The sequence below is a fragment of the Stenotrophomonas sp. NRRL B-14846 genome (assembly GCF_050473585.1).
GTDB lineage: Bacteria > Pseudomonadota > Gammaproteobacteria > Xanthomonadales > Xanthomonadaceae > Stenotrophomonas.
Map to the genome: position 1 here is coordinate 1,000,124 of NZ_JBFLUN010000022.1, position 24,016 is coordinate 1,024,139.

The 24,016-nt window shown below is 65.6% G+C and carries 20 protein-coding genes; 14 read left to right on the plus strand and 6 right to left on the minus strand.

What is annotated here, in order from left to right; genetic code table 11:
* From AB1281_RS06990 to AB1281_RS07020, 7 genes are all read left to right on the plus strand, one after another.
* Positions 1–741 carry a hypothetical protein gene (locus AB1281_RS06990; protein ID WP_430345414.1) on the plus strand — a complete coding sequence of 247 codons (741 nt, stop codon included), beginning with the start codon at positions 1–3 and terminating at the stop codon, positions 739–741.
* Positions 738–2,219, plus strand: coding sequence for a hypothetical protein (locus tag AB1281_RS06995; RefSeq protein ID WP_430345415.1), 1,482 nt, complete (start codon positions 738–740; stop codon positions 2,217–2,219). The genes AB1281_RS06990 and AB1281_RS06995 overlap by 4 nt, the downstream gene beginning before the upstream one ends.
* Before the next feature lie 2 nt (positions 2,220–2,221).
* A complete protein-coding gene (locus tag AB1281_RS07000) occupies positions 2,222–2,563 on the plus strand; it encodes a hypothetical protein (RefSeq protein ID WP_135967781.1) in 342 nt (113 codons plus the stop codon).
* Positions 2,564–2,652: 89 nt separating this feature from the next.
* Positions 2,653–4,467: a hypothetical protein gene (locus tag AB1281_RS07005; protein ID WP_430345416.1), complete on the plus strand. Its 1,815-nt coding sequence runs from the start codon at positions 2,653–2,655 to the stop codon at positions 4,465–4,467.
* Positions 4,468–4,495: 28 nt separating this feature from the next.
* Entirely contained in the window at positions 4,496–5,992 is a 1,497-nt protein-coding gene (locus AB1281_RS07010; protein WP_430345417.1) for a hypothetical protein, read from the plus strand.
* On the plus strand, positions 5,992–13,929 hold the full coding sequence (locus AB1281_RS07015) for a PLxRFG domain-containing protein (RefSeq protein WP_430345418.1): 7,938 nt from the start codon (positions 5,992–5,994) through the stop codon (positions 13,927–13,929). The genes AB1281_RS07010 and AB1281_RS07015 overlap by 1 nt, the downstream gene beginning before the upstream one ends.
* 99 nt (positions 13,930–14,028) lie before the next feature.
* A complete protein-coding gene (locus AB1281_RS07020; protein ID WP_430345419.1) occupies positions 14,029–14,382 on the plus strand; it encodes a hypothetical protein in 354 nt (117 codons plus the stop codon).
* Between the two features lie 56 nt (positions 14,383–14,438).
* Here AB1281_RS07020 and AB1281_RS07025 read toward each other — a convergent pair whose 3' ends face one another.
* Positions 14,439–15,020 (minus strand): hypothetical protein, encoded by a 582-nt coding sequence (locus AB1281_RS07025; protein WP_430345420.1) that lies wholly within the window; start codon positions 15,018–15,020, stop codon positions 14,439–14,441.
* 316 nt (positions 15,021–15,336) lie between these two features.
* Positions 15,337–16,212 carry a hypothetical protein gene (locus tag AB1281_RS07030; RefSeq protein ID WP_430345421.1) on the minus strand — a complete coding sequence of 292 codons (876 nt, stop codon included), beginning with the start codon at positions 16,210–16,212 and terminating at the stop codon, positions 15,337–15,339.
* Between the two features lie 413 nt (positions 16,213–16,625).
* Here AB1281_RS07030 and AB1281_RS07035 point away from each other — a divergent pair, with 413 nt between their 5' ends.
* The 4 genes from AB1281_RS07035 to AB1281_RS07050 all read left to right on the plus strand — a co-directional run bounded on the left by AB1281_RS07035 (position 16,626) and on the right by AB1281_RS07050 (position 20,011).
* On the plus strand, positions 16,626–17,021 hold the full coding sequence (locus AB1281_RS07035; protein ID WP_430345422.1) for a hypothetical protein: 396 nt from the start codon (positions 16,626–16,628) through the stop codon (positions 17,019–17,021).
* A gap of 57 nt (positions 17,022–17,078) precedes the next feature.
* Positions 17,079–17,759 (plus strand): hypothetical protein, encoded by a 681-nt coding sequence (locus AB1281_RS07040; protein ID WP_430345423.1) that lies wholly within the window; start codon positions 17,079–17,081, stop codon positions 17,757–17,759.
* Between the two features lie 401 nt (positions 17,760–18,160).
* The gene (locus AB1281_RS07045) at positions 18,161–19,252 is read left to right on the plus strand and encodes a hypothetical protein (RefSeq protein WP_430345424.1); all 1,092 of its coding nucleotides are present in this window, start codon (positions 18,161–18,163) and stop codon (positions 19,250–19,252) included.
* Between the two features lie 186 nt (positions 19,253–19,438).
* Positions 19,439–20,011 (plus strand): hypothetical protein, encoded by a 573-nt coding sequence (locus AB1281_RS07050; protein ID WP_014036843.1) that lies wholly within the window; start codon positions 19,439–19,441, stop codon positions 20,009–20,011.
* A 28-nt stretch (positions 20,012–20,039) separates the two neighbouring features.
* Here AB1281_RS07050 and AB1281_RS07055 read toward each other — a convergent pair whose 3' ends face one another.
* Together AB1281_RS07055 and smpB are read right to left on the minus strand one after the other, a co-directional pair.
* Positions 20,040–20,471 (minus strand): GNAT family N-acetyltransferase, encoded by a 432-nt coding sequence (locus tag AB1281_RS07055; protein WP_430345425.1) that lies wholly within the window; start codon positions 20,469–20,471, stop codon positions 20,040–20,042.
* The gene (smpB, locus tag AB1281_RS07060; RefSeq protein ID WP_005409231.1) at positions 20,468–20,971 is read right to left on the minus strand and encodes an SsrA-binding protein SmpB; all 504 of its coding nucleotides are present in this window, start codon (positions 20,969–20,971) and stop codon (positions 20,468–20,470) included. The genes AB1281_RS07055 and smpB overlap by 4 nt, the downstream gene beginning before the upstream one ends.
* 57 nt (positions 20,972–21,028) lie before the next feature.
* On the opposite strand from smpB, the gene AB1281_RS07065 reads away from it, so the two are divergent.
* Positions 21,029–21,454, plus strand: a complete 426-nt coding sequence (locus AB1281_RS07065) for a type II toxin-antitoxin system RatA family toxin (RefSeq protein WP_032959119.1) — start codon at positions 21,029–21,031, stop codon at positions 21,452–21,454.
* Between the two features lie 3 nt (positions 21,455–21,457).
* Positions 21,458–21,715, plus strand: a complete 258-nt coding sequence (locus AB1281_RS07070) for an RnfH family protein (protein ID WP_430345426.1) — start codon at positions 21,458–21,460, stop codon at positions 21,713–21,715.
* 35 nt (positions 21,716–21,750) lie between these two features.
* Here the strand turns inward: AB1281_RS07070 and AB1281_RS07075 are convergent, their stop codons facing one another.
* Positions 21,751–22,143 (minus strand): outer membrane protein assembly factor BamE, encoded by a 393-nt coding sequence (locus AB1281_RS07075; RefSeq protein WP_014036847.1) that lies wholly within the window; start codon positions 22,141–22,143, stop codon positions 21,751–21,753.
* A gap of 103 nt (positions 22,144–22,246) precedes the next feature.
* Between AB1281_RS07075 and fur the strand changes: the two genes are divergently transcribed.
* A complete protein-coding gene (fur, locus tag AB1281_RS07080; RefSeq protein ID WP_005409235.1) occupies positions 22,247–22,654 on the plus strand; it encodes a ferric iron uptake transcriptional regulator in 408 nt (135 codons plus the stop codon).
* A 64-nt stretch (positions 22,655–22,718) separates the two neighbouring features.
* On the opposite strand, the gene AB1281_RS07085 is transcribed toward fur, so the two are convergent.
* The gene (locus AB1281_RS07085) at positions 22,719–23,984 is read right to left on the minus strand and encodes an SGNH/GDSL hydrolase family protein (protein ID WP_430345427.1); all 1,266 of its coding nucleotides are present in this window, start codon (positions 23,982–23,984) and stop codon (positions 22,719–22,721) included.
* Positions 23,985–24,016: the final 32 nt, after the last annotated feature.

Genomic DNA, 24,016 nt, shown 5'->3' on the forward strand with positions numbered 1-24,016 from the left:
ATGTTGTCCAAGCCGCCAGTCTCCAGGTACGTCCCGCCCCAGCCCGCGAAACCTGCGGTGCCGTACCGGGCTTCCTATACCGTCTGCGGCGCCTCGCCGGCCCAGGGCTACTGGCGGCAGGAGTGCAGCGAAGGCCGGATGCCGGCTCCGAGCAATGGCGCTGTGCAGCTGCCGAAGGGCGCCACCATCCTTGCCTATGAAGAGCAGAACGGCGTCACCTACGTGCGGTACATGCTGTGCAGGAGCCTGTTCGTTCAGACCTCGCCGCCTGGACCAGTCACCTGCACTACATACCCCGAGCAGAAGGCGGAGCCTGCCGTGCCAGCCGTTCCGCCGCGCCGGGAATCCCTCTCGGTGTTCGAGTGGGACGCCGGTGCCGACAGTGTCGACGAGCTCAACGGCGACCTAGCGATGCGACTGACGATGAGCCGCGCCGTGGGCGTGGTGGTCGGGTTCGCCATCCTGGGCGAGGCGGAGCTGTTCGACCCTGCCCGGATTCGACACGGCCTGTACTTCCATCAAAGCGAGGGTGGCCGCCTGCAGGCTTGTGTGCTGGAGCGCGGCCGCCGCGTATCCCCGATCCGGTTCTATGCACCCCAAGACCTCTGGGAGGCAAGGCGCATCGGCGGCACCGTCCACTACCTGCACAACGGACAGCGCTTCTACACGTCGCAGCAAGCCAGCCATGGGCTCGTGGTTGTGGGTTGTGCGATCTACGCGACCGGAGATTTCATCGAATGACCATCGAGTTCCTGCCTCTGCAGCATGCGGAGATCGAGGGGCGTGGCCAGGTCACGTTGTCACTGAGGGCCGCGGGGGTGGGCTCAGGGCTCGGCGCAGCCGGCAGTGCCGTGCTGCGCCTGGGCTCGTCTGGACGGGGTCAGATCTACTTCGGCGGCGGCGTAGACCCGGTGGTACCCGCCAACGGTGCCGCCGCGCTGAACCTGGGCACGTCGGGGCAGGGCTATGGCCGAGACATCGGCGGCGGAGCCGCGGCGATCAGTGTGCGCGCTGCAGGCTTCCAGACGGCCCTCGGCCGTGGAGCGGGCGGCGCGCGCCTGGCGCTGTATGGCAGCGGTCGACAGGTCACCACGCCGCTTGCCTATGCAGGCCTGTCTGCCCGACCGCGCATGATCTCTGCGTTCGGCGGGCGCTGGTTTGCGTCGCCGCGTTCGTCGCTGGCCGTCGGCGAGATCCGGAGCAGCCTGCCAACGCACGTGCTTAACGAAGTGCTCTCCATCGACGAGAGCCGGCGCAGCGCGCTCCTGGCCAGCTGCAGGACGGCGGACACGCTGAGCCTGGAAGACGCGGCAGCGGTGGTGTTCATGCTGCTGGTCGAAGAAGGGATTGCCTTCAGCCCGGATATTCGCGCTGACTCGATCAGGCTGGAGCGCGTCATCGAGCGCCTGCTGATGCTGGGGGTGGCCACGTCTTACGCCGATGCGTTGAACGCCCTGGTCGGCGGCCTGTGGTTCGGCGCCCTGACCGAGGCGCTGCGCACGGAGACGGTCACCGATGGACTGCTGGGCTCGGACCTTGTGGCCAGCCTACAGCGCGCGGCAGAGCGCGTGGTGGACGGCATGCTGGCTGATGCGGCGGCATTCGAAGCCGGTACCGGCGTTGTGATGGTGGATGAGCAGCTGCTCGTCGGCGCCGCCGGCGGCGCGACGGCCGAGCTGGCCCAGCTGCTGAAGGACGGGCTGGGATTCGTGACCCGCCTGGCGCTGGACACCGGCGAGTACGTGGCATGGGTCATGAACACCGAAAGCCGCGCGCTGAGCCGCTACACCCAGTACCCGTTCAACAGCTTCGCCAAGATCGGCGGTCGCTACTACGCCGCGGCTGCGGACGGCCTGCACCGGCTTGATGGCGATGACGACGACGGCACGCCGATTGCTGCGCGGCTGCGGCTGGGCCTTTCCGCATTGGGAACGCGCCGTCTGAAGCGGCTGCCCGAGGCGTTTGTCGGCTACACCGCCACCGGCACGCTGCTGCTGCATGTGATCACGGTCAACGAGCAGAGCGGCCAGAAGGAAGCGGCCATCTACCGGATCCTGGAGCGACCGGCATCGAGCGAGCGAGAAACCCGCTGGAAGCTGGGGAAGGGGATCAAGGCCGTCGACTTCGACTTCGTGATCGAGAACGTGGACGGCGCCGACTTCGAGCTCGCAGCCATCGACTTCAGGCCGATCTATCTTGATCGCCGGACCAGGGGATGACCATGGCAGGACCTTGCTTCTGGCGCGAGCCATTCAACCTTGTTCAGGACTGCGGCGAAGATCCGCAGCCCAGCGACTGGATGCTGACCTTCAACAACGGAATGGTCGAAGCCGAAGAGGCATCCGAGCTCCCCGGATTCGCCGTAGGCACCGACTTCCTGCTGAAGATCGAGGGCGACGTGGACGGGCGCACCCTCGAGATGCGCTATCGCATCGACAGCGACCGCTATGCGCCCTACTACATGGGCGAACAGACCAGCTACAACGGCCCCGATGGGGCTGCCGCCGTGGCGACACAAGGTGCAAATCGTTGGGACGTAACGGTCTACGTCCTGTGGAGCTGATCGGAGAAGCATGAATGGCAACTACCTGGTGTCCTGACCTATCGGCTGATGCCGCGATCACGTTGGTTGGAAGCGCGCATGACAAGTTCATGGAGCTCGGATCGACCACGTACAACATGGCCGTGTCCAACCTTCAGGGCCTCAACAGCGTTCGGCTGGATCCGATCGACTTCAACGTCGACTTCCGCTTTGCCGATCCGCAGGCCACGTTCCAGCGGCCGCGCCGCCCCGACCTGGATGAAGGGGCGCTGGAATTCCGCGCTCCTGATGTACCGCTGCCCAGCGCGCCAGGCTTCGTGGCGGCTCCGATCTCGATCAGCGAAGCGCCCGAGCTCGACGCTCAACCACCGACGCTCGCTTTCGGAGCGAAGCCGACCACGCCGAACGTGGTCGAGCCGACGCTTCCTGTGGATCCGGCGCCGATTGTGCTGCCGGCGGAGCCGACCTACGTCTTGCCGCAGGTGCCGACGTTCGAGGCACTGAACCTGCCCGACGTGCCGAACATTGTCTTGCCGGAGTTCGAGGCGGAGAAGCCGATCTTCATCGAGCCGCCGTTCAACGAAACCTGGCAGTTCGAGGCCACCCCATATGTCAGCACGCTGGTGGACACGCTCACCGCCACGCTGAAGCCGATGATCGTCGGTAGCCAGGCCCTGCCAAGGATCATCGAGGACGCGATCTTCCAGCGCGCCCGCAGCCGCATCGAGCTGGACACCCAGCGGAACGTCGACCAGGCGGTTTCGGAGTTCGCCGCCCGTGGCTTTTCCGAGCCCCAGGGCATGCTGGCCGGGAGGATCCTGGAGGCCCGGCAAACCGGGCAGGGTGCCGTTGCCGAGGCCTCTCGTGATGCGGCGATCAAGCAGTTCGAAGAATCGCTGGCCAACCAGCGCATGGCCATTGCTCAGGGCGCGGCGCTGGAAGGGACGCTGGCGCAGCTGCACACCGACGAGCAGAAGCTGATGCTTCAGGCGGCGACGTTCCAGCGCGAAACCGTCATCGCCGTGCTGAATGCCAGGATCTCGGTCTTCAACGCTCGCCTGCAGGCCTACCAGACCGATGCCCAGGTGCTGCGCGATCGCATCCAGGCGGAGCTGGCCAAGGTCGAGGTGTTCCGGGCCCAGATCGAGGGGGAGCGGGCACGGGGCGAGATCAATGAGCAGCGGGTGCGCCTCTACGAGTCGCAGCTGCGCGGTGTAACCACCCTGGCCGACTTCTATCGCACCCGCGTCGAGGCGGTGAAGGTGCAGGCGGACATCAACCGTTTCGGCATCGACAAGTACCGCGCGCAGGTCGACGCCTATGAGGCGCGCTGGCGTGCCCACGTCGCCGAGTGGCAGGGCTATACGGCCAGCGTGGAGGGCGAGGGCAAACGGGCGGATCTGTACCGCACGCTGGTCGATGCCAACGCCAAACGTGTCGACGCCTGGGCGGCCAGCAACAACATGCAATTCGAGGCCGAGCGTCTGCGCATGGCCCAGCACGGGGTTGACCTGGACGTGTGGCGCGCCGGCATCACTCGTTGGGACGCGACGCTGAGCGGCGAGCGCGCTCGCCTAGCTGCTGTCGGCCAGGCGTTCGACGCGAAGGCGCGGATCTACAGCGCCGACGCCGGCGTGGAGCAGGCGGCCTCGGCCGCGGCCGATCGCAGTTTCGAGCTCGGACTGGCGCGGGAACGTGCCGACGTCGACGTACAGCTGCAGCAGGCCCAGATGCGCATCCAGCAAATGCTCGGCCTGCTGGCGCAGTCGGCGGAGATCCAGCGGGCGAAGGCGCAGATCTCCAGCCAGCTCGCCGCCAGCACGATGAGCGCCGTCAACTACGGGGCCAGCGTTTCCAGCGGCCGCAGCAAATCCAACTCCTGCTCGCAGAACTACAGCTTCCAGGGCGAGATCGCGGACGCCTGATCCGCCTCAACTTCAATAGGGGAATCGCATGGCCATCAACGATCGAGACGAACTGAACCCTGCCGGTGCCGCGCCCGGGCAGGCCCGCATTGCCGCCCGGCCGAGCGCCGGCACGGCCTTCGGCTCGGCGCTGCGCAGCGGTGTCGCAGGAACCGCCACGATGGCGCGGCAGGCCGCGGGCGCAGGCCTGCGCGCGGCCGGTACCGTCGCCGATGCGGTGACGGCGCCAGGACGAGAAGCGGCCGGTTTCGTGCGTGATGCAGGCCGCGCAGCGGTCGGCGCGGCGCCGTCGCCACAACAGGGCCAGCCGTTGAGGGCGCCCAGCCAGCTCAATCCAATTGGTGGCGCCGCCAGCGCGCTCAGCCGCATCGCATCGGCGAGGCTCGGCGGTGCCGCGAAGCCGAAACCGACGTTCGGCGGTGTGAGCTCCAGCGTTGACTCGACTGCAGGCCTCGCTGGTTCGCGCCTGGCTGGGCGGCCGTCGATCGGGGCAGACTTCACCGGGGTCAGTTCCAGCGTGAGTTCCACGGCGCCCCTGGCGGGCGCTGCAGGTGCCGCTGCGCCCCGGGCGTCCACCGCCCCCGCAGCAGCTGCGCCGAGCACCTACATGACGCAGGACGGCCGCACTGCCACGTTGCCAGCAGGCATTACCCGCACCGTGGATGCCAACGGCAATTCGGTGTTCACCGGATCCGCCGCAACCATCGCAGCCAGCGGCGGTGCTGCGGCCGCACCGGCCGGCGGCACGCTGGGATCCTTGGTGTCCCCCCTTGCGGCTGCGCCTGCAGCGCCGACGGTGGTGGCTCCGCGGCCAACGCCGCAGATCGTGCAGCGCGGTCGCCAGGGAGGGATCATCGAAAACCCCGCCGACACCACGGTGGACAAGCTCACCCGAGCCATGGGCAGCGCCAGCCTGAAAGGCAGCCCGAGCGGCCGCGCCGCAGTAGCGCAGGCAATCCTCGGCGAGGCAGGCGCGCGCCAAGCCGAGCGCGCATCTGCGCTCCGCACGCAGGATGAGGCGGACCTTGCCGCTGGCCAGGTCAACGCGGTCGCTGCGCAAGGCGACGCCAACCGCGCGCTGCAGGCTGGTCAGTTCAACGCACAGATGCAGGACAACGCCGCCAATCGCCAGGCGTCGCTGGAAACGGCCCGCATTGCGCGCAGGCCGGAGATCTCGGTTGCTGCTGACGGCGGCATGGGGGTTGTTGGTAGCGACGGCGGCTGGCGTCCCGTGACCGGCGCCGACGGACAGAGCGTGCGGGCCGCCCAGGCGCCGCGCCAGACCGGCGAGCTCACCGATGCCGACCGCCTGAAGTCCTACACCGATCGATTCAACGCGATTTCCGGGAACGTCACGATGGACGAAGCCGCGAAGACCGCGGCCTTGGCCCAGCTCGATGCAGATCCGCTGTACGCGGGGCTGCGCCCACAAGAAGCTCCGCCGGTTGCCGGAGCGCGGAAGGCTCCGGACGGGAACTGGTACGTGCAGAACAACGACGGAAGCTACTCGAAGGTGAATCTCTGATGGCAACGTTCGAAAAGGTCGATGGGAATCCCTTTGGCGCAGGAGCAGCCGCAGCGCCAGCACCAGCACCAGCCCCCGCAGCCACCGACAAGGTTGCGCGCCGACCGACGCTGTCCCCCGTGCAGGGCGACCCGTTCCAGAAGGTGGCCAAGCGCCCGGAGCGATCCTGGGGTGAGGCGATCAAGGACACCGGGCTCGGCATTGCTTCCGGCGCCGCCAACATCCTCGGTGGCGCCGTGGAGCAGCGTAACTCCATGGAGCCGACCAACATCGTGCGGCAGGGCCTGCGCGTGCTGGACAGGTTGGGGGTCAAGGGCGCCTCCGAGACCGCCGCGCTGGTACCAGGCACGCCATCCGAGATCTTCGGCGGGCGCCGGGCTGGATCCGATAGCGCGGGCTTGTCGAAGGCAACGCAGCTGGCCACCGACTACCTCGGCGAGAGCCAGTCTGATGCGCTCAAGCAGGAGAAGCAGGACCTGCAGGACACCAAGGGCTTCTTCGCCAGTGCCGGCAAGGTGCTGTCCTCGCCGCGACTGATCGGCAATTTCCTGGCCGAGCAGGTGCCAAACGTTGCCGCGATGGGCGCCGGCACGCGCCTTGCGGCTGCGCGGGCGGGCGAACGAGCATTGGCGGGTGCGTTGGCCAAGGGTCTCGGTGCCGAGGCCGCTGAAACGGCAGCCACCGCCGCTGGACATCGCGCGGCGACTGCCGCTGCCACCGGCCTGACGACGATCATGGAGACCGGGTCGGCGGGCCAGCAAACCTACCAGCAGGCAATGGCGCAGCCGCAGTCGGTCTGGGATGCCAATCCGGAATACAAGCGCATGGTCGCCGCCGGCGGTGACCCGCAGACGGTCAAGGAAACCATCGCGCGTGGCGCATCGATGGAAGCGCAGGCGATCACCGCACCGATCGCGGCGATCGCCGGCCGCATTGCGGCGCCGTTTGAAGCCGATGTATTCACCCGGGGCCTGGCGCGAAAGCCAAAAGCGATTCTGGCCGGCGCAGCGCGCGAGACTGTGGAAGAAGGCATCCAGGAGGGCGGCTCGCAGCTGGCCGGCAACCTTGGCCAGCGCCAGGTCGACCCGACCCAGGCAGCGTGGGAAGGTGTCCCTGAAGCGGCTGGTACCGGTGCGGCGATCGGCGGCCTGCTCGGTGGCGGCATGGCCGCCGGCGGCGCGATCGCCAGCCGCGGCGACAACCAGGCCGCAGTGGCAGCTGATGCGGAGCGGGAACGCCTGGCACGCCGGCCGACGCCGACGCCACCTCCGCTGCCACCGCCGCCGATCCGCCAGATGCTGGCGCTTCCGCCGCCGGAAGTGATGACTGCTGCACCGGACGGCACTATCACGCCTGGCAGGGTCCGCCCGGAGGTCATGGCCGAACCTGAGATGCGCTTTCCGCAGGGCCGCGGCATGTCCGCTCCCTTCGACGGGACTCGCGTCGCTGCGCGGCCGCAGCCGACGGTACCGTTCCCTGACGCAGCCCCCGACTCGATCGCCGGCATCGCCAACCTGGTTTCCCAGGCCCGGCGGCCCAGTGGGCCTGCGGATACCGCAACAGCTGCGGCAGCGCAGGCAGAACCCGTCGCCCCGCAAGCCCAGGAAGGCCAGGCGGCCCTGGTAACACCGGAAGTTCCGGCCGCCGCGGCGCCTCCGGCGCCTGCGGTCGCGCCGCCGTGGGTCGATGCCCAGACCGGTGAAGCGCTCCGAGAGCCGACCACGACGGACATCAAGCAGCTGCTGCACAGCGGCCTGCAGTACCAGGTCGAGACGCATGGCGGAATCAATACGCCGACCCTGCTGCGCTCCATGCGTGACCAGTACGGCCTGCCCAGCGCCCGTGTGCGCCCCCTGCTGGACGAGGTAAAGGGCGAGCGTCGGCGCGGCCTCACTGAGCCGCCAGCCGATGCCGGCAACCTGGCAGCGAGTGAGGCCGCCGGCGCGCCATCGCCGGCGCAGCAGTCGCTGAGGGAGGCCGCACCGTCTGCAGATCTGCAGCTGGATGGTGCCGCGCCGACCGATCGATCCGCCCCGGAGCCACTGGCCAGCGAGTTGCAGCGCGCGCCCGGTGATGCGGCTGCGCAGTTGGACACCGGTTCGTCTCGCGCACCGGTCGCTGAGCCGCGCGCAGCCGGCGCGACGGAGACATCCGGTGTGGCCGGGACCGCTCCCGAGCAGTCCGTGGCCGAGGCGAGCGCTGGCCAGTCCAGCGCGCTCGCGCAGGCTGAAGTGCCGAAGGTGGCCACCGCGGCTGCCGAGGCTGCGACGAACCCGCAGAACGATCTGCCTGCGCCCACGGACGCACAGAAGGAAGCCGGTAACTACAAGAAGGGCCATGTCCGCATCAACGGCCACGACATCAGTATCGAGAACCCCGCCGGCAGCCAGCGGGATCCGCGCTGGCCCGCGCTGAAGAACCACTACGGCTACTTCAAGGGCACCGTCGGCAAGGACAAGGACCACGTCGACGTCTTCATGACCGATCGCGCTGAGGATCCCGCGCTACCGGTGTACGTGGTCGACCAGGTCAACAAGGACGGCTCCTTCGACGAGCACAAGGTCATCATGGGAACCGCGTCGGAGCAGGAAGCCCGCGACACCTACCTCGCCAACTACTCGAAGGGCTGGACGGGGCTCGGCGGTATCAAGGAAATGTCACAGGAGCAGTTCAAGGCCTGGGTACGCGATCCGAAGAAGACCACACGCCGCGTCACCCGGGCTCAGCAGGCGGAGGCGGCGCCCGCTCCGCAGGCCGCTACGCCAGCAGGTGAAACGGGGCAGGGCGTCAGCACAGCGGCCGAAAGCGCCGGTACGCCAGCAGAAACCGGTACTGCATCGACCCAGAGCGGCAGTGAACCAGCAGCAGCTGCAGCACCGGCACAGCCTGTAGCGCCCGAAGCGGGCCCGGTGTATACGCCGAAGGTTCGCATCAAGGCTGGCTCCCCTGAGTACGTTCGGGATGATATCGGCACGCTCGGCGCGTACTTCCAGCCGGGAAGAATCGTGAACGGTTATGCCAACACCCGCGATCAAGTGATCGAGTTCCGTCCGCCAGGCAAGGATCCGCGCTGGCAGGTGAAGGTCCAGGGCGTGGATGCTGCTGGCAATCCCCTGCCTGATGAGGGTCCGCGCTGGCACAGCACCACCCCGAGGCCTCGCGATCTGGACTCCGTGCTGGGGAAGCCCGAGCGCAAGGCGAGAAGGGACGCTAAGACAGCCAAGGCCGCCAAGACTGCAGAGGTTAAGGAAGACCCAGAGGCGACACCTGCATCGACCCCCGAGACGTCCAAGTCTGCGCCGGGTGAGGCCAGCCGCGAGGGCGGTGCCTCCGATGCAGCGGACAATGCGGCGGGGTCGTCGGATCCACTCTTCTCCCGTCGCGGGTGGGAGGCGGACTTCCCCGATGTCGTGACGGCTCACCGTCCCGGCCGCCTGAGCGCGCACGCGGATTACGCTGCAGCTAAGGCCGGTGACGACACCGCTGCGCTGCGCGCGGCGCGTGACGTAATCACCCCAGAGTTCGTCGAGAACGTGCGTGCAGCGCTGCCGGAGGGAAGCAAACCGCTGGTGGTGGCCGTGCAGTCCCAGGAAGCGACGGGCAACAACCGCATCCCGGCGATGGCCGCGGATCTGCTGGCTGCCCGCCTTGGGCTGAAGGTGGCTCCCGACATCGTTCAGGCGGCAAAGGTCAACCGCGGCAGCGGCGATGCCCTGCACCGGCTGGCCAACCAGCCCCCATTCACTGGAAAGGTCGAGAAGGGCCGCGACTACCTCCTGATCGATGACACGTTGACCCAGGGCGGCACCCTCGCACAGCTGAAAACCCACATCGAGGACAACGGCGGCAAGGTGGTTCTGGCCACCGCTTTGACCGGCAAGGACTATTCGCGGAAAATCGCCCTCAACTCCCAGAGCCTGGCCGACGTCCGTGAACGTTTCGGATCAATCGAACCTTGGTGGCGCGACCAGTTCGGCTACGGCTTCGAAGGCCTCACCGAATCCGAAGCCCGCACCATCCTCACCCTCGACAAGGGACGTCTACATGCTGACGCCCTCCGAGATCGCGTCGCTGCAGGCCGAGTACCGGGCCTCGCACGAGTGGGCGCAGAAGCAACTGGCGATCGATCCGGAGCTGAAGCACCTGGGCCCGGCGGGCGGGTAAACCGATCCGCAGCTCCGGCCGCCAGCGGCGGCCTGGACTTCGACCGCGCGCTGCAACTCAAAACCGACCTGACCCAGCATTGGGGCGAAAACGCGCCCAGCGTGGTGGTGGTGCGCTCGGCCGAGGACTTCCCGGCCAGCGCCAAGGTAGATCCGGGCTATCGCCGCGCCGAGGGTGTGTACGACGGGCGGCCTACGGTCTGGATCAACGCCGGCAACATCGCCACCGAGCAGCGCTTCGCGCAGGTGCTGGCGCACGAGGCAATCGGGCACTACGGCGTTGAGTCCGTGGTGGGTGCCAAGGACTGGACCCAGATCGTTGACGCAATCGACAAGCTGGCCGCCGACGGCACCGGTACCGCTGCGATGAAGTCGGTGCTGGCGGATGTGACCAAGCGCTACGGCACCGTCGATCGCGAGACCTTCGCCAAGGAAGCGATCGCCGTCATGGCAGAGAGGGGGATCCGCAACAGCTTCACCAGCCGCGTCGCCGCGGCGGTCCGCCGCTTCCTGCGCCGCGTCATGCCGTCGCTGAAGTGGTCCGAGACCGAGGTCCGGGACCTGTTGAGCCAAGCCGACGGCTTCCTGCGCGCCGGCATGTCGGCGCAGGCGCAGCGTGAAATGGTGCGGTCCTACTCGTTCGCACAGCCGCAGATCGACGGCCGCGGCGAAGCCTTCCTCGAGCAGAATGGCGGTCGATTTCTCCGCCGCGACGATCAGTGGTACCTCGCCGACGAGCGCGGCCGGCCGGCCGACTTCCTGACTCTTGGCGCCGCGCGCGCTGAGGCCGAGCGCACCGGTGGCCAGGTGCTGGCCGATCCGGTTGAGAGTGGGCCGCGCACCTGGAGCGTGGTGCTGCCCAATGGCGCCGAGGTGACGCGGGCGGCCCGCGGCCGCCTCTTCAGCATGCCGCCGGCAGACGCGCTTGAGGACATTGAGGCGGTGCAGAGGGGAATTCAAGGCGAAAGCGTGCTGGCGCGTGCGCGGCAGAAGTTGGCTGACTTGACGCCGAGCAATTTGAAGGATGCCCTCCGATCCACATGGTTGGGATTCCTGGCAACCCGCCATCTGACCGAACTGGGTAGCGACTATTTCCCGACTATCGATCGCTACTCCGATTACTTGGCTGAGATGCAGGCAGATCGCAACAAGCTGCAGGCAGAGGCGGAAGCGATCGCCGAGCCCGCTCGTCAATGGGCCAGCAAGAACAAGGCCGAAAGCCGGCGGCTGTTCGACCTCATGCACCAGGCGACCATGGACGGGGTGGACCCATCCCGCGAGTATCAGCCCCTGCAGTTCCGGATGCCCGGCGAGAAAGGGCTGCAGGAGGTCACCCGCAAGAACGTGCTGCACGCCATCAAGGTGAAACAGCAGCAGATGCGGGAGCGAAGCGGCGACAGCAAGACAAACATCATGAACGAGGTCAAGGCACTGAAGGCCATGCTGAAGGCAGAGCCGCGGCGCCGTTTGCAGTATGCCCCCTTGGTTGAGCAGTGGTCGCAGCTGTCACCAGAAGCGAAGTCGTTCTATCTGCAGTTCCGTGATGCCTATCGGTCGAGGTCCGACGCGGTGGAAGAGGCGTTGGTCCAACGCATCGAGGACCTGAAGGGGGGGGATTTGGTTGGAGGCCAGGTCATCAGCGACAGCAGTCGCCGCATGCTGGTGCACAAGATCCGGGAGCAATTCGAATCTGCGCGCCTGCAAGGCGTCTACTTCCCCCTGCAGCGCTTCGGCAAGTTCTTCGTCGCAGCGGAGAAGGGCGGAACCAACACTTTCCTGATGTTCGAATCACAGAACGAGCTGGACCGAGCCGTGAAGGACCTCCAGAGCAGGGAGTGGGCGATCACCGCTCGCGGAATGAAGACGGAGGGTAAGGCGGCCGACGCACCGAGCGGCACCTTCGTTGCCGACGTGATCGACCAACTGCGGACCGCGCATGTGTCCGACGCAGTCCAGGACCAGGTCTACCAGCTGTATCTGCAGACCATGCCGGAGCTGTCGATGCGCAAGCACCAGATCCACCGCAAGTCGGTGCCTGGCTTCGACCCTGATGCCGTGCGTGCCTTCGCCTACAACATGCAGCACGGGTCGCACCAGCTGGCCCGACTGCGATACGCCCACAAGCTGCAGGGCGTACTGACCGACCTGAAGGATGCGCAGAAGAAGATTCAGGCGTCGCCCAGCGTCGACACGCGAAAGATCGTGGCGGGCGACGCTCTCCTGGAAGAACTGGGCAAGCGGCACGAATGGATCATGAATCCGACCGACTCGGCGCTGACCAACCTGATCTCGTCGTTCGGCTTTACCTACTACCTGGGCGCCACGCCGGCGGCGGCGCTGGTGAACGTGACTCAGACCGCCCTGGTCAGCTACCCCTACCTGGCCGCACGGCACGGCGGGGTCAAGGCCATGAACTACCTGCTGGCCGCCAGCCGTGACGCCGTGCGCACCGTGGGCAACATCCAGAGGACGCTGACCGACCCCGACGAGCTCCGCGCCTACCAGGCGCTGGAAGTCGCCGGCGCGATCGAGAAGACGCAGGCCCACAATCTCGCCGGCATCGCCGAGGGTGGCCTGACGGGCTACAACCCGGCCTGGAGCAAGGCCATGGAGATCATCGGCTGGGGTTTCCACAAGACCGAGGTCATGAATCGCGAGGCGACCGGCATGGCTGCCTACCGCCTGGCGCGCGCGGACGGCAAGTCGTTCGACGACGCGGTGAAGTTCGCCCGCGATGCCATCTTCGATACCCACTTCGACTACAGCAACGCCAACCGCGCCCGCTTCATGCAGAGCGGTACCGCCAAGGTGCTGCTGATGTTCCGGCAGTACAGCCTGAACATGACTTGGGCGCTCGGGAGAATGGTTTGGAATGCGAGTTTCGGCCAGGACCCGCAGGTGCGGCAAATTGCCCGGCGCAACTTGACCGGCCTGCTTGGCATGAGCGCACTGTTCTCCGGCGCCATGGGTCTGCCGATGATGGGCATGATCATGGGGGCACTCAATGGCATCCAGGCCACCTTCGGGGATGACGACGAGCCGTGGGATGCAGAGACCGAGCTGCGGGCTTTCCTCACCGGCATGCTGGGGCAGGGCGGGGCGGATCTGCTTCTGCACGGGCCGGCCGACAAGCTGACCGGCGCGAACATTTCTGGCCGTGTCGGTCTGGACAGCCTGTGGATCCGCGACGCCGATAGGGAGCTCGACGGCCGCGGCATGTTCAACAACCTGCTCGAGCAGGCCGCAGGGCCAATGGGCGGCGTCCTGAAGAACGTGCTGGTCGGCAAGCAGCAGGTCGACGAAGGTCACATCATGCGCGGCGTGGAGACCATGCTGCCCAAAGGGCTCAAGGACATGATCAAGGCTGGCCGTTACGCCACCCAGGGCGTGAACACCCTGCGCGGCGATCCGGTCGTCGAGGATCTGTCGCCCTGGGAGATTCTGCTGCAGGCCAACGGCTTCGCTCCGGAGAAGGTGTCCAGGCAGTACGAGACCACCCGCGCGCTGAAGAACTACGAGCAGCACATCCTCGACCGCCGCAAGTCGCTGGTGAACGCCTTCGCCATGGCCCTGCGCAATGGCGATGCCAGCGACCGGGCTTCGGTGCTCAGCAAGATCGGCGCCTTCAACAAGGCCAACCCGGAGCTGGCGATCACCTCGAGCGGTCTGCAGCAGTCCATCAAGAACCGGGCCCGCTACAGCGCCAGGGCTGAGGCCGGCATCGTGCTCAACCCAAAGCTGGCCGCGCGGCTGAACAAAGCCGTGACGGAGTAATTGCGGGAACGTTGTAACCCCATCGGACCTGACCGGATGAAAGCAATGTGAAGACGCCGGCGCTGGTGCCGGCGTTACCGATACAGGGGTCAGTAACCGATGGACGAGAAGGACTCGCAGCTGGTGGCCATTGGAGAAGGAAAGCAGGAGAACGGCCAGCCCATGGACAGTGGTGCTGGTTTTCTTTCCCCTGCAACAGGCTTAGACGTGGGGCCCAAGGCATCCAGGGGGCGGCACTCCCGCCGCCAGAAGCTGGAGAAGGGCATGGAAGATGAGCGCTATAAGGCTCAGGTGGTCTCGATGGAGGCCTTCAAGGCAGGCCGGGCAGGGCAGATCCCCCCGGAGGTGCTGCAGATGTATGACGAGCTGACCCGCGACCAGCATGCGCTGGTGCGGACCTCTACCGTGCTCCTGGCGGCGATTCGTCGGCGGCTGGGCCTACCTGATCTGTAGTCGATCTCAGAAGATCACGGGCCGATGCGTCACATCGGCCCGTGCCCACAAGAGAATTAGATGTCAGTCACGATCTTCTTGAAGACTGCGGTGTTGTCCGCGTCGACAGCGCGCAAAATGAAGTCGGGCCGATACTTGAAGGTGGCCTTCACTCGCACAAACGTCCGTCCCTTGCTACTTCTTTGAAGGTAAATGCAAGCCGCCGATCCATTCGGCTCTATCGTTGCTTTGCGCTTGTTAGGCGTGTTGTCCTCCATCAATGATTCAACCATGCTTGCTTCGGTGAACCACTCTGGTGACGGGGCGGAGGCACACTTCGTTCCGCACTTCTTCGTTCCGCCCGAATATCCCTTAGTGCAGCTATGGTCCTGTACAACGATTGCTCGCTGGCTGGCGTACTCGGTGCTTCGCTCCGCTCTGAATCTCCCCTGCAGTTCCTCAAAGCGCTCCTTGTAAACAATCGGCTTCTGACTCGATGGGATACTGGGGTCATTTTTTATTGCGTCTCGCATGACATCGTGCTCGCCTTTGAACTTGACGAAGTAGTAGTCGAGCGGTTTCAAAGAGGTATTGGCTGCCGCAGATAGCGGAGCAGTGGAAAGCAGCGCTAACAGAATGGCACTGGCAAAGCGTCCCATGTTCTTCCCCCTGATTGTTGGCGATATCGCCGATTCGGATCCTGCCAGAGGATTATTCCGATGGCCACCAACGTCCCGATGACGTACAGGCACCGGGCGGCTTGGACGTTGAGCTTGTCCGGAGGTGCCGTTGCGAGCAGGGTCGAGCTGGTGCGGAACTGTGGGGGGGGGCAGGCACCAATGGCAGCTGCGGGAGGATATGGCTGAGGTCATCAGGTGACGAGAGGCCGGCAGGGCGAACAGGTTGAGCACAGACGCAAAGGGCTCCCGAATGGGAGCCCTCAAAAAGCAATTTGCTGTGAAACAAGTTGCTGCTTCAGTAAGCGACGCACTGGACGGCGCCACCGCCGGCGCTGGAGCATGCAAGGCGCGTGTGGCTCACTGATCCGCTGATCGGAATGCCGTTCTGATGAGCCCAGACAAGGAAGTTCTGAATATCTGTAGATGGCGGCCCCTGGAAATTGTATTCACGATAGCCCCCGCCCGCGAAGTCTTCCCTTTTTTCCGGAATCGAATTGTTGTGTCCGTCGCGAGCGCTATTGGGTACCCGTTCCCACATTTTACTGTCGTAATTGTAGGTGATCAGAACTGTTGACTGATCGTGGAACTCCAAGCGGACGTAGACTTGCGAACTCTTTGATCCCAGCCACACTGCCGGATTGAAAACACGAATGACGCTTTGGCCGCCGGCAATGAAGGAAGGTAGCTTCGTCTCCATCCAAGCATGAACGTTGTTCATTTTTGAGGAGTTGGAGATTGCCTCGTAAGCGTTCTCAGGGAGGTCATAGTCGCTGGCCGCAGCCTGAGCCGACTGGGCGCGGAATGCCCGGCCGCTCGCTGCGCTCATATCGGAGCGGATCACATCAATGGGGACCTTGAACTCCAGGGAGCCGCCGTTCCTCTGGTAGAGGTAGACCAGTTCTGCGTAGTAGTCTGCCAGTTCAGCCCTTACCGGAACTTCCGTGATGGTCAAGTTTGGCGAGATCACGAAGGAATTGATTTCGCCGGTGGAAAGGCTGAAAACCGCCACTCCGCCGAAATCAACCTCACCTCTAGCCGCCTCAATCTTCTGCTGGTAACTGCATCCTTCGCATTGGGCGGCCGCAACTGCCTGTGCAGAAGCGTCGCCGATTGCCCCTGCGCCAACCACCAAAACCACACTTGCTAATAGTCCCTTCAGCATGACGTTCATCCTTAATCACTGTTTCAGTAGAAAAGAATGAGCAATCTCAAGATCACGGCAATGAAAACGCCAATTGAGAGCGCTCGAACGGGTCTGGACGTATTGCGCAACCAAAGGGCCGCGACGAGGGAAGAGAGCAAAGCGACGCCACAGGACCACCACAACAAGTGGCCACTGACAGTGAAAGTGGCACCAAAGCACAACACAGCCACTAGGCTCAGAAGTACAGCGAGTGAGCCACTACGCTTCAGATACATGCCCTTGACCCCTTGAGAGAGCAATTCGCCCAAGGGATAGGTACACCGAATGAGAATGAGTGTCAATATCATGTGCGGTGATGCGGGCGTGACCGTTTGCACGAGGGCGTAGGCTCGTAGCTTGCTGATGGTGTGGAGGCTGGCGGTAGCGAGCGTGGCAATAGATTGCTCGCAATCGCAGCCGCTGCGACCACGATTCGTATCCTGCCGGCCATGCCGCTTCCCGACTCCTTCTACTGGACCACACGCTCTGGCAGCAGGCCGGGTGATCTGCTGACCGTGATCGCCTGCGAGGGCGTCTGGCTCGTCGCCCTGTCCCAGCGCGTGGACGATGGCTCCTGGGTGGCAACTCTCGATCGACATCGGCATGGTCCTGGCAGCGGTCCGTGGCGGCACTGCAGCAGCTATGACCAGGGCCGCCCCGGCGCCGAGCTCTGGGTCACCAGACACCAGGCTCGATTGCGGGAAGACGTCGCCAAGATCACGGCCTGGCGGGTAGCCGTGCGGGCAAACAGGCTGGCCAAGGCGAACACCGATCCACCGTTCGGCTGGATGGGATAGATCCTCCTGCGCCGGCGATTTGAAGAATTGCGCGATTCGTCAAATCGTTCAGGCAAGATGCCTGCAGAACTGGGGGATCTGAAGATGCTGGAAGCACTTTTCGTGGCAACCGCCAAGGCCGCTCCCGCGGCCACTGCAGCGGCGAACAACGGAGACGACTGGAAGTGGCTGGTGCCGGTCGCAACTCTGCTCCTTGGCTTCGGTCTCAAGTGGGTCCAGGACCACTTGACGGAGAAGGCTCGGCAGAAGCGCGACGATGGACTGCGCCGCCAGCAGCGCTACGACGCACTGCGGATGCGGCGCTTAGAGGCAGAGCGCGCCAACTTGCTGGCGCTCCAACCCCTGGTAGTAGCCTTCATGCGAGCCGCAACCGACGCCTACAAGGTGAAGATGAAGGCCTTCGGAGCGGGGAGGGGCGCCGCAGCCTATCTGCCCGACGGTTCAATGGAACGTGAGGCTGCGCTGCAGGCGTTGGCCAAGGTCAATGACGATGTACGTCAATCGTCGGCCGCGATCATCCCCCTGCAATCACGACTTCATTCTGCGGAAGTCCGAGCCGCGTTGAATGAGCTGATCGATGTTGTCTGGGCAACCATGGATTCCAAGACCAGCTTGGGGATGATGAAGAACTGGCAGCTGGTCGATCAGCCGCACAACGAACTACACACGTTGATGGGTCGAATCATCAAGCAGCTCGAGGACGAGAACCAGCAGCTCGGAGATCCGCCGGCGCGTTGACGGTGGTGATGGCCAACATCGAATGTTGACCAAGAAGTTGACCAAACGCTGCCAATCGATGCCCATTTCTGCCCATGCGGCAGTCATCAACGAAAAAGCCCATCAAGCTAAAGCATTGATGGGCTTCGTTATTTCTGCATTTTGGAAACCGGCACCGATGGCGTCGCGGGGACAATGCACCCCCGGTTTCTACAGTGCTGCAAGGTACAAGGCCGATTCCGTGTCGCCACGGGCAGGGCCTGCCTAACGATGCGAATGGTACGGCAATCTTCCTGAACAGTCACGCGGTCGGGCTTCACGTAGAGGCAGCAGTACATTCCCGGCCGCGGCGGGCCACCTGGCACATTGCCGTACCTGGGTCGACATGTTCGAATCCGTGGGTGCCTCTCCAGGATTGCCCGATGGCCGTTTTCATCAGTTCCGGCAGGATGCGGTTGCGATGGATGGGGGTGGTGGCCGTGGGGGCCCTGGTCCTGCAGGCCGGGACTGTCGCGGCGGCAGAATCCTCGCGTCCGTCATTGGAGGTGGCGTACAGCCCCTCGCTGGACCTGTTCAACCTGCTCGACAACCTTCCGGATTGGCTGCCGGGCTATACCACTGCGGCCTACCGGCAGGAATGGCAGCGGCGCTTTGGCCTGGATCAGCGTGATCGTGACCTGCTCGCCGGCTACGCGGCATTCCGCCAGCGTACGTCACCGCTGGCACGGGACGAAGAAGCAAAGGGCACGCCGGCTGATCGCCTGTTCGCGGGCTCCGAGACCCGCATGGGTGATCCGTACACGCGGCATTTCCTAGGCACCGCCTCTTTCGATGCCGCCACTGAGAGTGCGATCGCCGCCCAGACTCCCGACGATCAGGCGCTGCTGAGGCAGTATTACGCGCGCTTCGCGCCGCGTGCACGGCGCCTCTTGACGGCGGCGCAACCGTTCCATGAGCAGCAGGACGCGCTTGCCCGTCAGCTCACGTCGCCTCCAGTGGGCAGGCTTGCGGATGAAATGAAAGCCTTCTTCAAGGTGGATGCTCCCCCGACCTTCCAGGTTCGTTTCCTCTGGTGGCCGGATGCCACGCAGACGCAGGCAAAGCTCCGTGGCGGTTACATTTTCCTGTTCTCGACGTTCGATGCCAAAGAAGACTGGGCACCGATCGTGATGCATGAATACAGCCATTTTCTTTCCGCGGGACAACCATTGAAGCAGCGGCAGCTGTTGGCTGGGGCGTTTGCTGCGCTATGTCCGGAAGCATTGACGTTGCCCAATCCGTTGAATGCCCTGGAGGAGCCGCTGGCCATCTACTGGGGCCAGTATCGGTTCCAGCATCAGGTGCGTGGCGAGACGCTGTCGGCGGAGTCCTCGTGGTACATCCAGCCGCGTGCGGATCGTGCTGCGAAGGCGCTTGCCATTGCGTTTCCGGCGGCGCGGCCCGCGCCGCGCCTGGAGGTCGGTCCGCTGCTGGATGCGGCGGCATCTGTGTGTGCTTACGCCAAGGTTGAATAGCGTTGGGTGCTGCGACGGGCCCGGGCAGGGTTGATGGCATCGGGACTTCGGCGTGAACTGCGCGCGCGCCGTCAATGTGCAACGTGTTGCAGTGCGCCGGTCATAGCGGATTGGTAACTTCATTGGCACGAATTTGCGACACACTGAAGACCACCATCCGAGCCAGGACAGACACGGAGACTGTGGGTGACCGAGGCAAGCCAACAACGCAGCCTGCGACAGCTGGTCGGACCCGTCGGGGCCGACTACCAGCGGCGGGCGTTGCCCCCCGGCTGGGTCTGGGCCGTGCTGGGCGTGCTGCTGGCGGCCACCTGGTTGACCGAGCTGCCGGCCACGGCGGCGGCGGCCCTGGTGGCCAGCGCGGTGGTGGTGCATTGGCCGCAGCGCGACCGCACCCACTGGCTGGGCTGGCGCCTGCCGGCGCTGGCGGTGATGGCGGCCCTGCTGTGGGGGCCGGAGGTGCTGTCGCAGTGGTTCGAACATGGCCTGGCCGTGGTCCTGATGTCGCTGGCCAGTCTCAGCATCGGTGTGCATGTCTGGCAGTCGCGGCAGCTGGCGCGCCAGTTGCAGGGCGCGGCCGATTCGCTGGATGACGCCCAGCTGCTGGCCCTGTTGCCGGCCGACGCAGCCCGGATGGCGCAGCAGTGGCGCGCGGGCGATGACCGTCATGCGCCGGAACTGGCGGTGGTGATGCACCTGGCCGTGATGCACGCGGCGCTGGCACCACGCATGCGCGGGCGGGGCCTGTTGGCAGGCTGACCGGCAGGCGGCTCCAGCGCCGACGCGACTACGAACCCAACAACGACTTGCGCAGGTAGATCCGCTCGTGCCCGGGCGGGCAGTCGGGCAGCCGCCCATAGACGGTGTAGCCCTGCCGCAGGTAGAAGGCTTCGGCCTGCCAGTCGAAGGTATCCAGCATCACGTTGCGGGCGCCGTGGTGGCGCGCGGTGGTTTCTGCCTCCGCCAGCAGGCGCTGGCCGATGCCTTGCCCGCGCAGTTCTGGATCCACCCACAGCACGTGCACCTGCAGCCAGCCGGCACAGACGTCGGCCAGCACGCCACCGCGCAGCGCGCCGTGCTGGTCATGCCAGGCCAGGCGGACTGGAATCTCATCGAACGTATCGCCGCCGTGGGCTTGGTTGAAGGCCAACAGGCGCGCACACAACGTGCGCGTTTCATCGGCGCTTGCAGTCACCATGGCGCCGATGGGGGCGGTCATGCGTCGCGGTTGCCGCGACGCATCACACGCTGCTTCTCGATCGCCCAGTCGCGGTCCTTGGCGGCATCGCGCTTGTCGTGGGTCTGCTTGCCCTTGGCCAGCGCGACTTCGAGCTTGATCTTGTTCTTGCTCCAGTACATCGCGGTGGGCACGATCGTGTAGCCATCGCGCTCGACCTTGCCGACCAGCTTGTCGATCTCGCTCCGGTGCAGCAGCAGCTTGCGCTCGCGCCGGTCGTTGGCCACCACGTGGGTGGAGGCCTGGATCAACGGGGTGATCTGCGCACCGATCAGGAAGATCTCGCCGTGCTTCACATAGGCGTAGGCGTCGATGATGTTGCCGCGGCCCGCGCGGATCGACTTCACCTCCCAACCCTGCAGGGCCAGGCCGGCCTCGAAGCGCTCTTCGATGTGGTACTCGTGGCGGGCACGCTTGTTCAACGCGATGGTTTTGTTGGCCGTCGCGCTCTTTGCTTTATCCTTGCCGCTGTTCTTGCTCATTTCCGTATTGTCTCCGATTCGGGCCCGCCCGGTCGATTGCCGAAACGTCCTGTATTCATGCCTACTATCCGCCGCAGCGCCCTGGTCGAACATTCGGCCGCGCGCATGTTCGACCTGGTCAATGACGTCCAGGCCTATCCGCGCCGTTTCCGCTGGTGCTCGGCTGCCCAGATCCTGGAGCAGGGCGAGGACCGCCTGGTGGCGCGCCTGGACCTGGGCCTGGGCTCGTTCAGTACCTGGTTCCAGACCGAGAACACCCTGCAGCGCCCGCACAGCATCGACATGCAGCTGCGCGATGGCCCGTTCAAGCAGCTGCACGGCCGCTGGGAATTCCATGCACTGGCCGAGGATGCCTGCAAGGTCACCCTGACCCTGGAGTTCGAACCCAGCTCACGCCTGCTCGGTCCTGCCCTGGCGATCGGCTTCCAGGGGCTGGCCGATCGCATGGTCAACGATTTCGTCCGCGTCGCCGACGAGGGCTGAGCGATGATCGAGGTCGAGGTGGTGCTGGCCTGGCCGCAGCGCGTACTGTCGCGCCACTTGCAGCTGGAAGAGGGGGCGACCGTGGCCGACGCCATCGCCGCCGCCGCGCTGGAAGGCAGTGCCGACTGTCCGGCCGCCGCCGTGCATGGCGTGCTGGCACGTCCACAGCAGGTGCTGCTGGACGGGGACCGCATCGAGCTGCTGCGCCCGCTGCTGGCCGACCCCAAGGACAACCGCCGGCGTCGCGCGCTCGGCGGTTGATCCCGGCAACCCGTCCTTGCGGACGGGCAGGGGCCTCAGCGGCCCTTCTTCTTCTTGTCCTTCGGCAGGTTGCGGCCGAACTGGCGCACGGTCTGCTGGGCCAGGGCCTTGTCGTTGCCCGGGAAGTAGTCGCCTTCCCAGCGGGTCACGGCGTCATTCTCGAAGAACACCACGAAGTTCTTCACTTCGGTACGGCCGAGGCGGTTCACGCGCTGGCTGGAGGTGTAGTCCCAGCGCTGGGCGTGGAACGGGTCGGGAATGGACGGGGTGCCCAGCAGCGCGGTGACCTGCTGCTTGCTCTGCCCGACCTGCAGCTTGGCCACGGCATCTTCCCGGATCAGGTTGCCCTGATAGATGGGTTGCTTGTAGATGATGCCGCACCCGGTGGTGGACAGGGCGACGGCGGCGACCAACAGGAGATTGCGCATCGGGACTGGCGGTTGGGGAAATCAAACCGATGATACACTCCCGGCGTGCCACCGCGACCCAATCCGAGGCAGCTGGCGCTAAATCGCCAATGAACGGAGACCTATGGAAACCCACGACCTGCGTAAAGTCGGCCTGAAGGTGACCCATCCGCGGATGCGGATCCTGGCGCTGCTCGAGCAGCGCAATGCCCAGCACCACATGACCGCCGAAGACATCTACCGCCAGCTGCTGGAGCACGGCGACGAGATCGGCCTGGCCACGGTCTACCGGGTGCTGACCCAGTTCGAGGCCGCCGGCCTCGTGCTCAAGCACAATTTCGAAGGCGGCCAGGCTGTCTACGAGCTGGACCGTGGCGGCCACCACGACCACATGGTCGACGTGGACAGCGGCAAGATCATCGAGTTCGAAAGCCACGAGATCGAGGAGCTGCAGCGCAAGATCGCGGCCGACCACGGCTACGAGCTGGAAGAGCATTCGCTGGTGTTGTACGTGCGCAAGAAGCGCAAGTAAGCCGTTCCAGCCAGCTGGATGCGACGAAACCCCGGGCTTGCCCGGGGTTTTTCGTTGGGTGGGGTCAGATCCCTTTCCCAGGGGAAAGGGATCTGACCCCAGGGGTTTCGGGTGCGCTCAGCAACACCTCCAGATCCACCGCCTCGGCCATGGCCCGGTTACCTGCATCGCCCGGATGCAGGTGGTCGCCGGAGTCGTAGGCGGCGGCCATCCGTGATGCATCGGCCGGGTCGCGCAGCGCCGCATCCAGGTCGATCACCGCATCGAACGGGCTGTCGCTGCGCAGCCAGGCATTGAGCTGTTGGCGCAGGGCCTCCTTGTCCGGCTGGTAGTAGTCGTCCAGCGGCGTGCCGGGCAGGGTGTCGGCGAACGGCGTCAGGGTGGCGCCGAGGATGCGTAGACCCCGCCGATGGGCCTGTTCGGCCAGGGCGCGATAGCCGGCCTGCAGTTCGGCCAGGCTGGGCCGGGGCTGCGCGCGGGCAAAGGCGGTGCCGGGCCAGCTGATGTCGTTGATGCCGATCAGCACGATCACACTGTCCACGCCGGGCTGATCCAGTGCGTCGCGCTGCAGGCGGGCCAGAACCGACTCGCCCATGCCGTCGCGCAGCAGCCGGCCGCCGGAGATGCCGGCGTTGACCACCGCCACGCCCCGCAGTGCCAGGCGTGTGGCCAGGTGGTCGGTCCAGCGCTGGTCCTGGTCGAGGCTGGCGGCGGCGCCATCGGTGATCGAATCGCCGATCACCACCACGCTGCGCGCGCTGGCGGCGGCCTCGACCTCGATCCCGGTCAGGAACAGGCGGGCGGTAGTGGAACTGGCACCCTGCAGGTCGCGCGCCAGGGTCTGGTTGCCGCCGGCGATCCAGCTGGTCTGGCGCCCCTCCCAATGGAAGGTCTGCAGTGGCGTCGGCCCCGGCACAAAGACATTCACCTGCAACGCCTGGCGGTCTTCCGTGGCCACCGCCAGTGGATCGCTCAGCCGTTCCTGACCGGGCTCGATCGATACGCCGGGCTGGCCGTCGAAACTGAGCGGCTGCGGAGTGACTCCCGCGTGTGCAGCCACGCTGGCCGCCCCGATCCGCAGCGGCTGGGTGCCGTAGGCATTGCTCAGCCGCACCCGCAGCCGGGGCCCGCCCAGGCTGATGCGCGCGGTCTGGCGGAAGGTCTGGTCCTGCAGCGTGGCCGGGACCAGGGTCGGGAACAGGAAATCGGCGCCCCAGACCGGTTGCGGACTGGCCTGCCAACTGGCGACCCAGTGCGGGGCCGGGGCGGCGCTGGCTGCGCTGGACAGGGCGATCAAGGCGGTCGCGGTGAGCTGGCTGAAGCGGTTCATCGGGCAATCCCGGGAGGAGGGAGGGCCATGGT

Bases quoted from the DNA above. Each gene is read 5' to 3' on its own strand.
- AB1281_RS06990 (WP_430345414.1), top strand. From the start codon at position 1: ATGTTGTCCAAGCCGCCAGTCTCCAGGTACGTCCCGCCCCAGCCCGCG.
- AB1281_RS06995 (WP_430345415.1), top strand. From the start codon at position 738: ATGACCATCGAGTTCCTGCCTCTGCAGCATGCGGAGATCGAGGGGCGT.
- AB1281_RS07000 (WP_135967781.1), top strand. From the start codon at position 2,222: ATGGCAGGACCTTGCTTCTGGCGCGAGCCATTCAACCTTGTTCAGGAC.
- AB1281_RS07005 (WP_430345416.1), top strand. From the start codon at position 2,653: ATGGAGCTCGGATCGACCACGTACAACATGGCCGTGTCCAACCTTCAG.
- AB1281_RS07010 (WP_430345417.1), top strand. From the start codon at position 4,496: ATGGCCATCAACGATCGAGACGAACTGAACCCTGCCGGTGCCGCGCCC.
- AB1281_RS07015 (WP_430345418.1), top strand. From the start codon at position 5,992: ATGGCAACGTTCGAAAAGGTCGATGGGAATCCCTTTGGCGCAGGAGCA.
- AB1281_RS07020 (WP_430345419.1), top strand. From the start codon at position 14,029: ATGGACGAGAAGGACTCGCAGCTGGTGGCCATTGGAGAAGGAAAGCAG.
- AB1281_RS07025 (WP_430345420.1), bottom strand. From the start codon at position 15,020: ATGGGACGCTTTGCCAGTGCCATTCTGTTAGCGCTGCTTTCCACTGCT.
- AB1281_RS07030 (WP_430345421.1), bottom strand. From the start codon at position 16,212: ATGAACGTCATGCTGAAGGGACTATTAGCAAGTGTGGTTTTGGTGGTT.
- AB1281_RS07040 (WP_430345423.1), top strand. From the start codon at position 17,079: ATGCCTGCAGAACTGGGGGATCTGAAGATGCTGGAAGCACTTTTCGTG.
- AB1281_RS07045 (WP_430345424.1), top strand. From the start codon at position 18,161: ATGGCCGTTTTCATCAGTTCCGGCAGGATGCGGTTGCGATGGATGGGG.
- AB1281_RS07055 (WP_430345425.1), bottom strand. From the start codon at position 20,471: ATGACCGCCCCCATCGGCGCCATGGTGACTGCAAGCGCCGATGAAACG.
- smpB (WP_005409231.1), bottom strand. From the start codon at position 20,971: ATGAGCAAGAACAGCGGCAAGGATAAAGCAAAGAGCGCGACGGCCAAC.
- AB1281_RS07065 (WP_032959119.1), top strand. From the start codon at position 21,029: ATGCCTACTATCCGCCGCAGCGCCCTGGTCGAACATTCGGCCGCGCGC.
- AB1281_RS07070 (WP_430345426.1), top strand. From the start codon at position 21,458: ATGATCGAGGTCGAGGTGGTGCTGGCCTGGCCGCAGCGCGTACTGTCG.
- AB1281_RS07075 (WP_014036847.1), bottom strand. From the start codon at position 22,143: ATGCGCAATCTCCTGTTGGTCGCCGCCGTCGCCCTGTCCACCACCGGG.
- fur (WP_005409235.1), top strand. From the start codon at position 22,247: ATGGAAACCCACGACCTGCGTAAAGTCGGCCTGAAGGTGACCCATCCG.
- AB1281_RS07085 (WP_430345427.1), bottom strand. From the start codon at position 23,984: ATGAACCGCTTCAGCCAGCTCACCGCGACCGCCTTGATCGCCCTGTCC.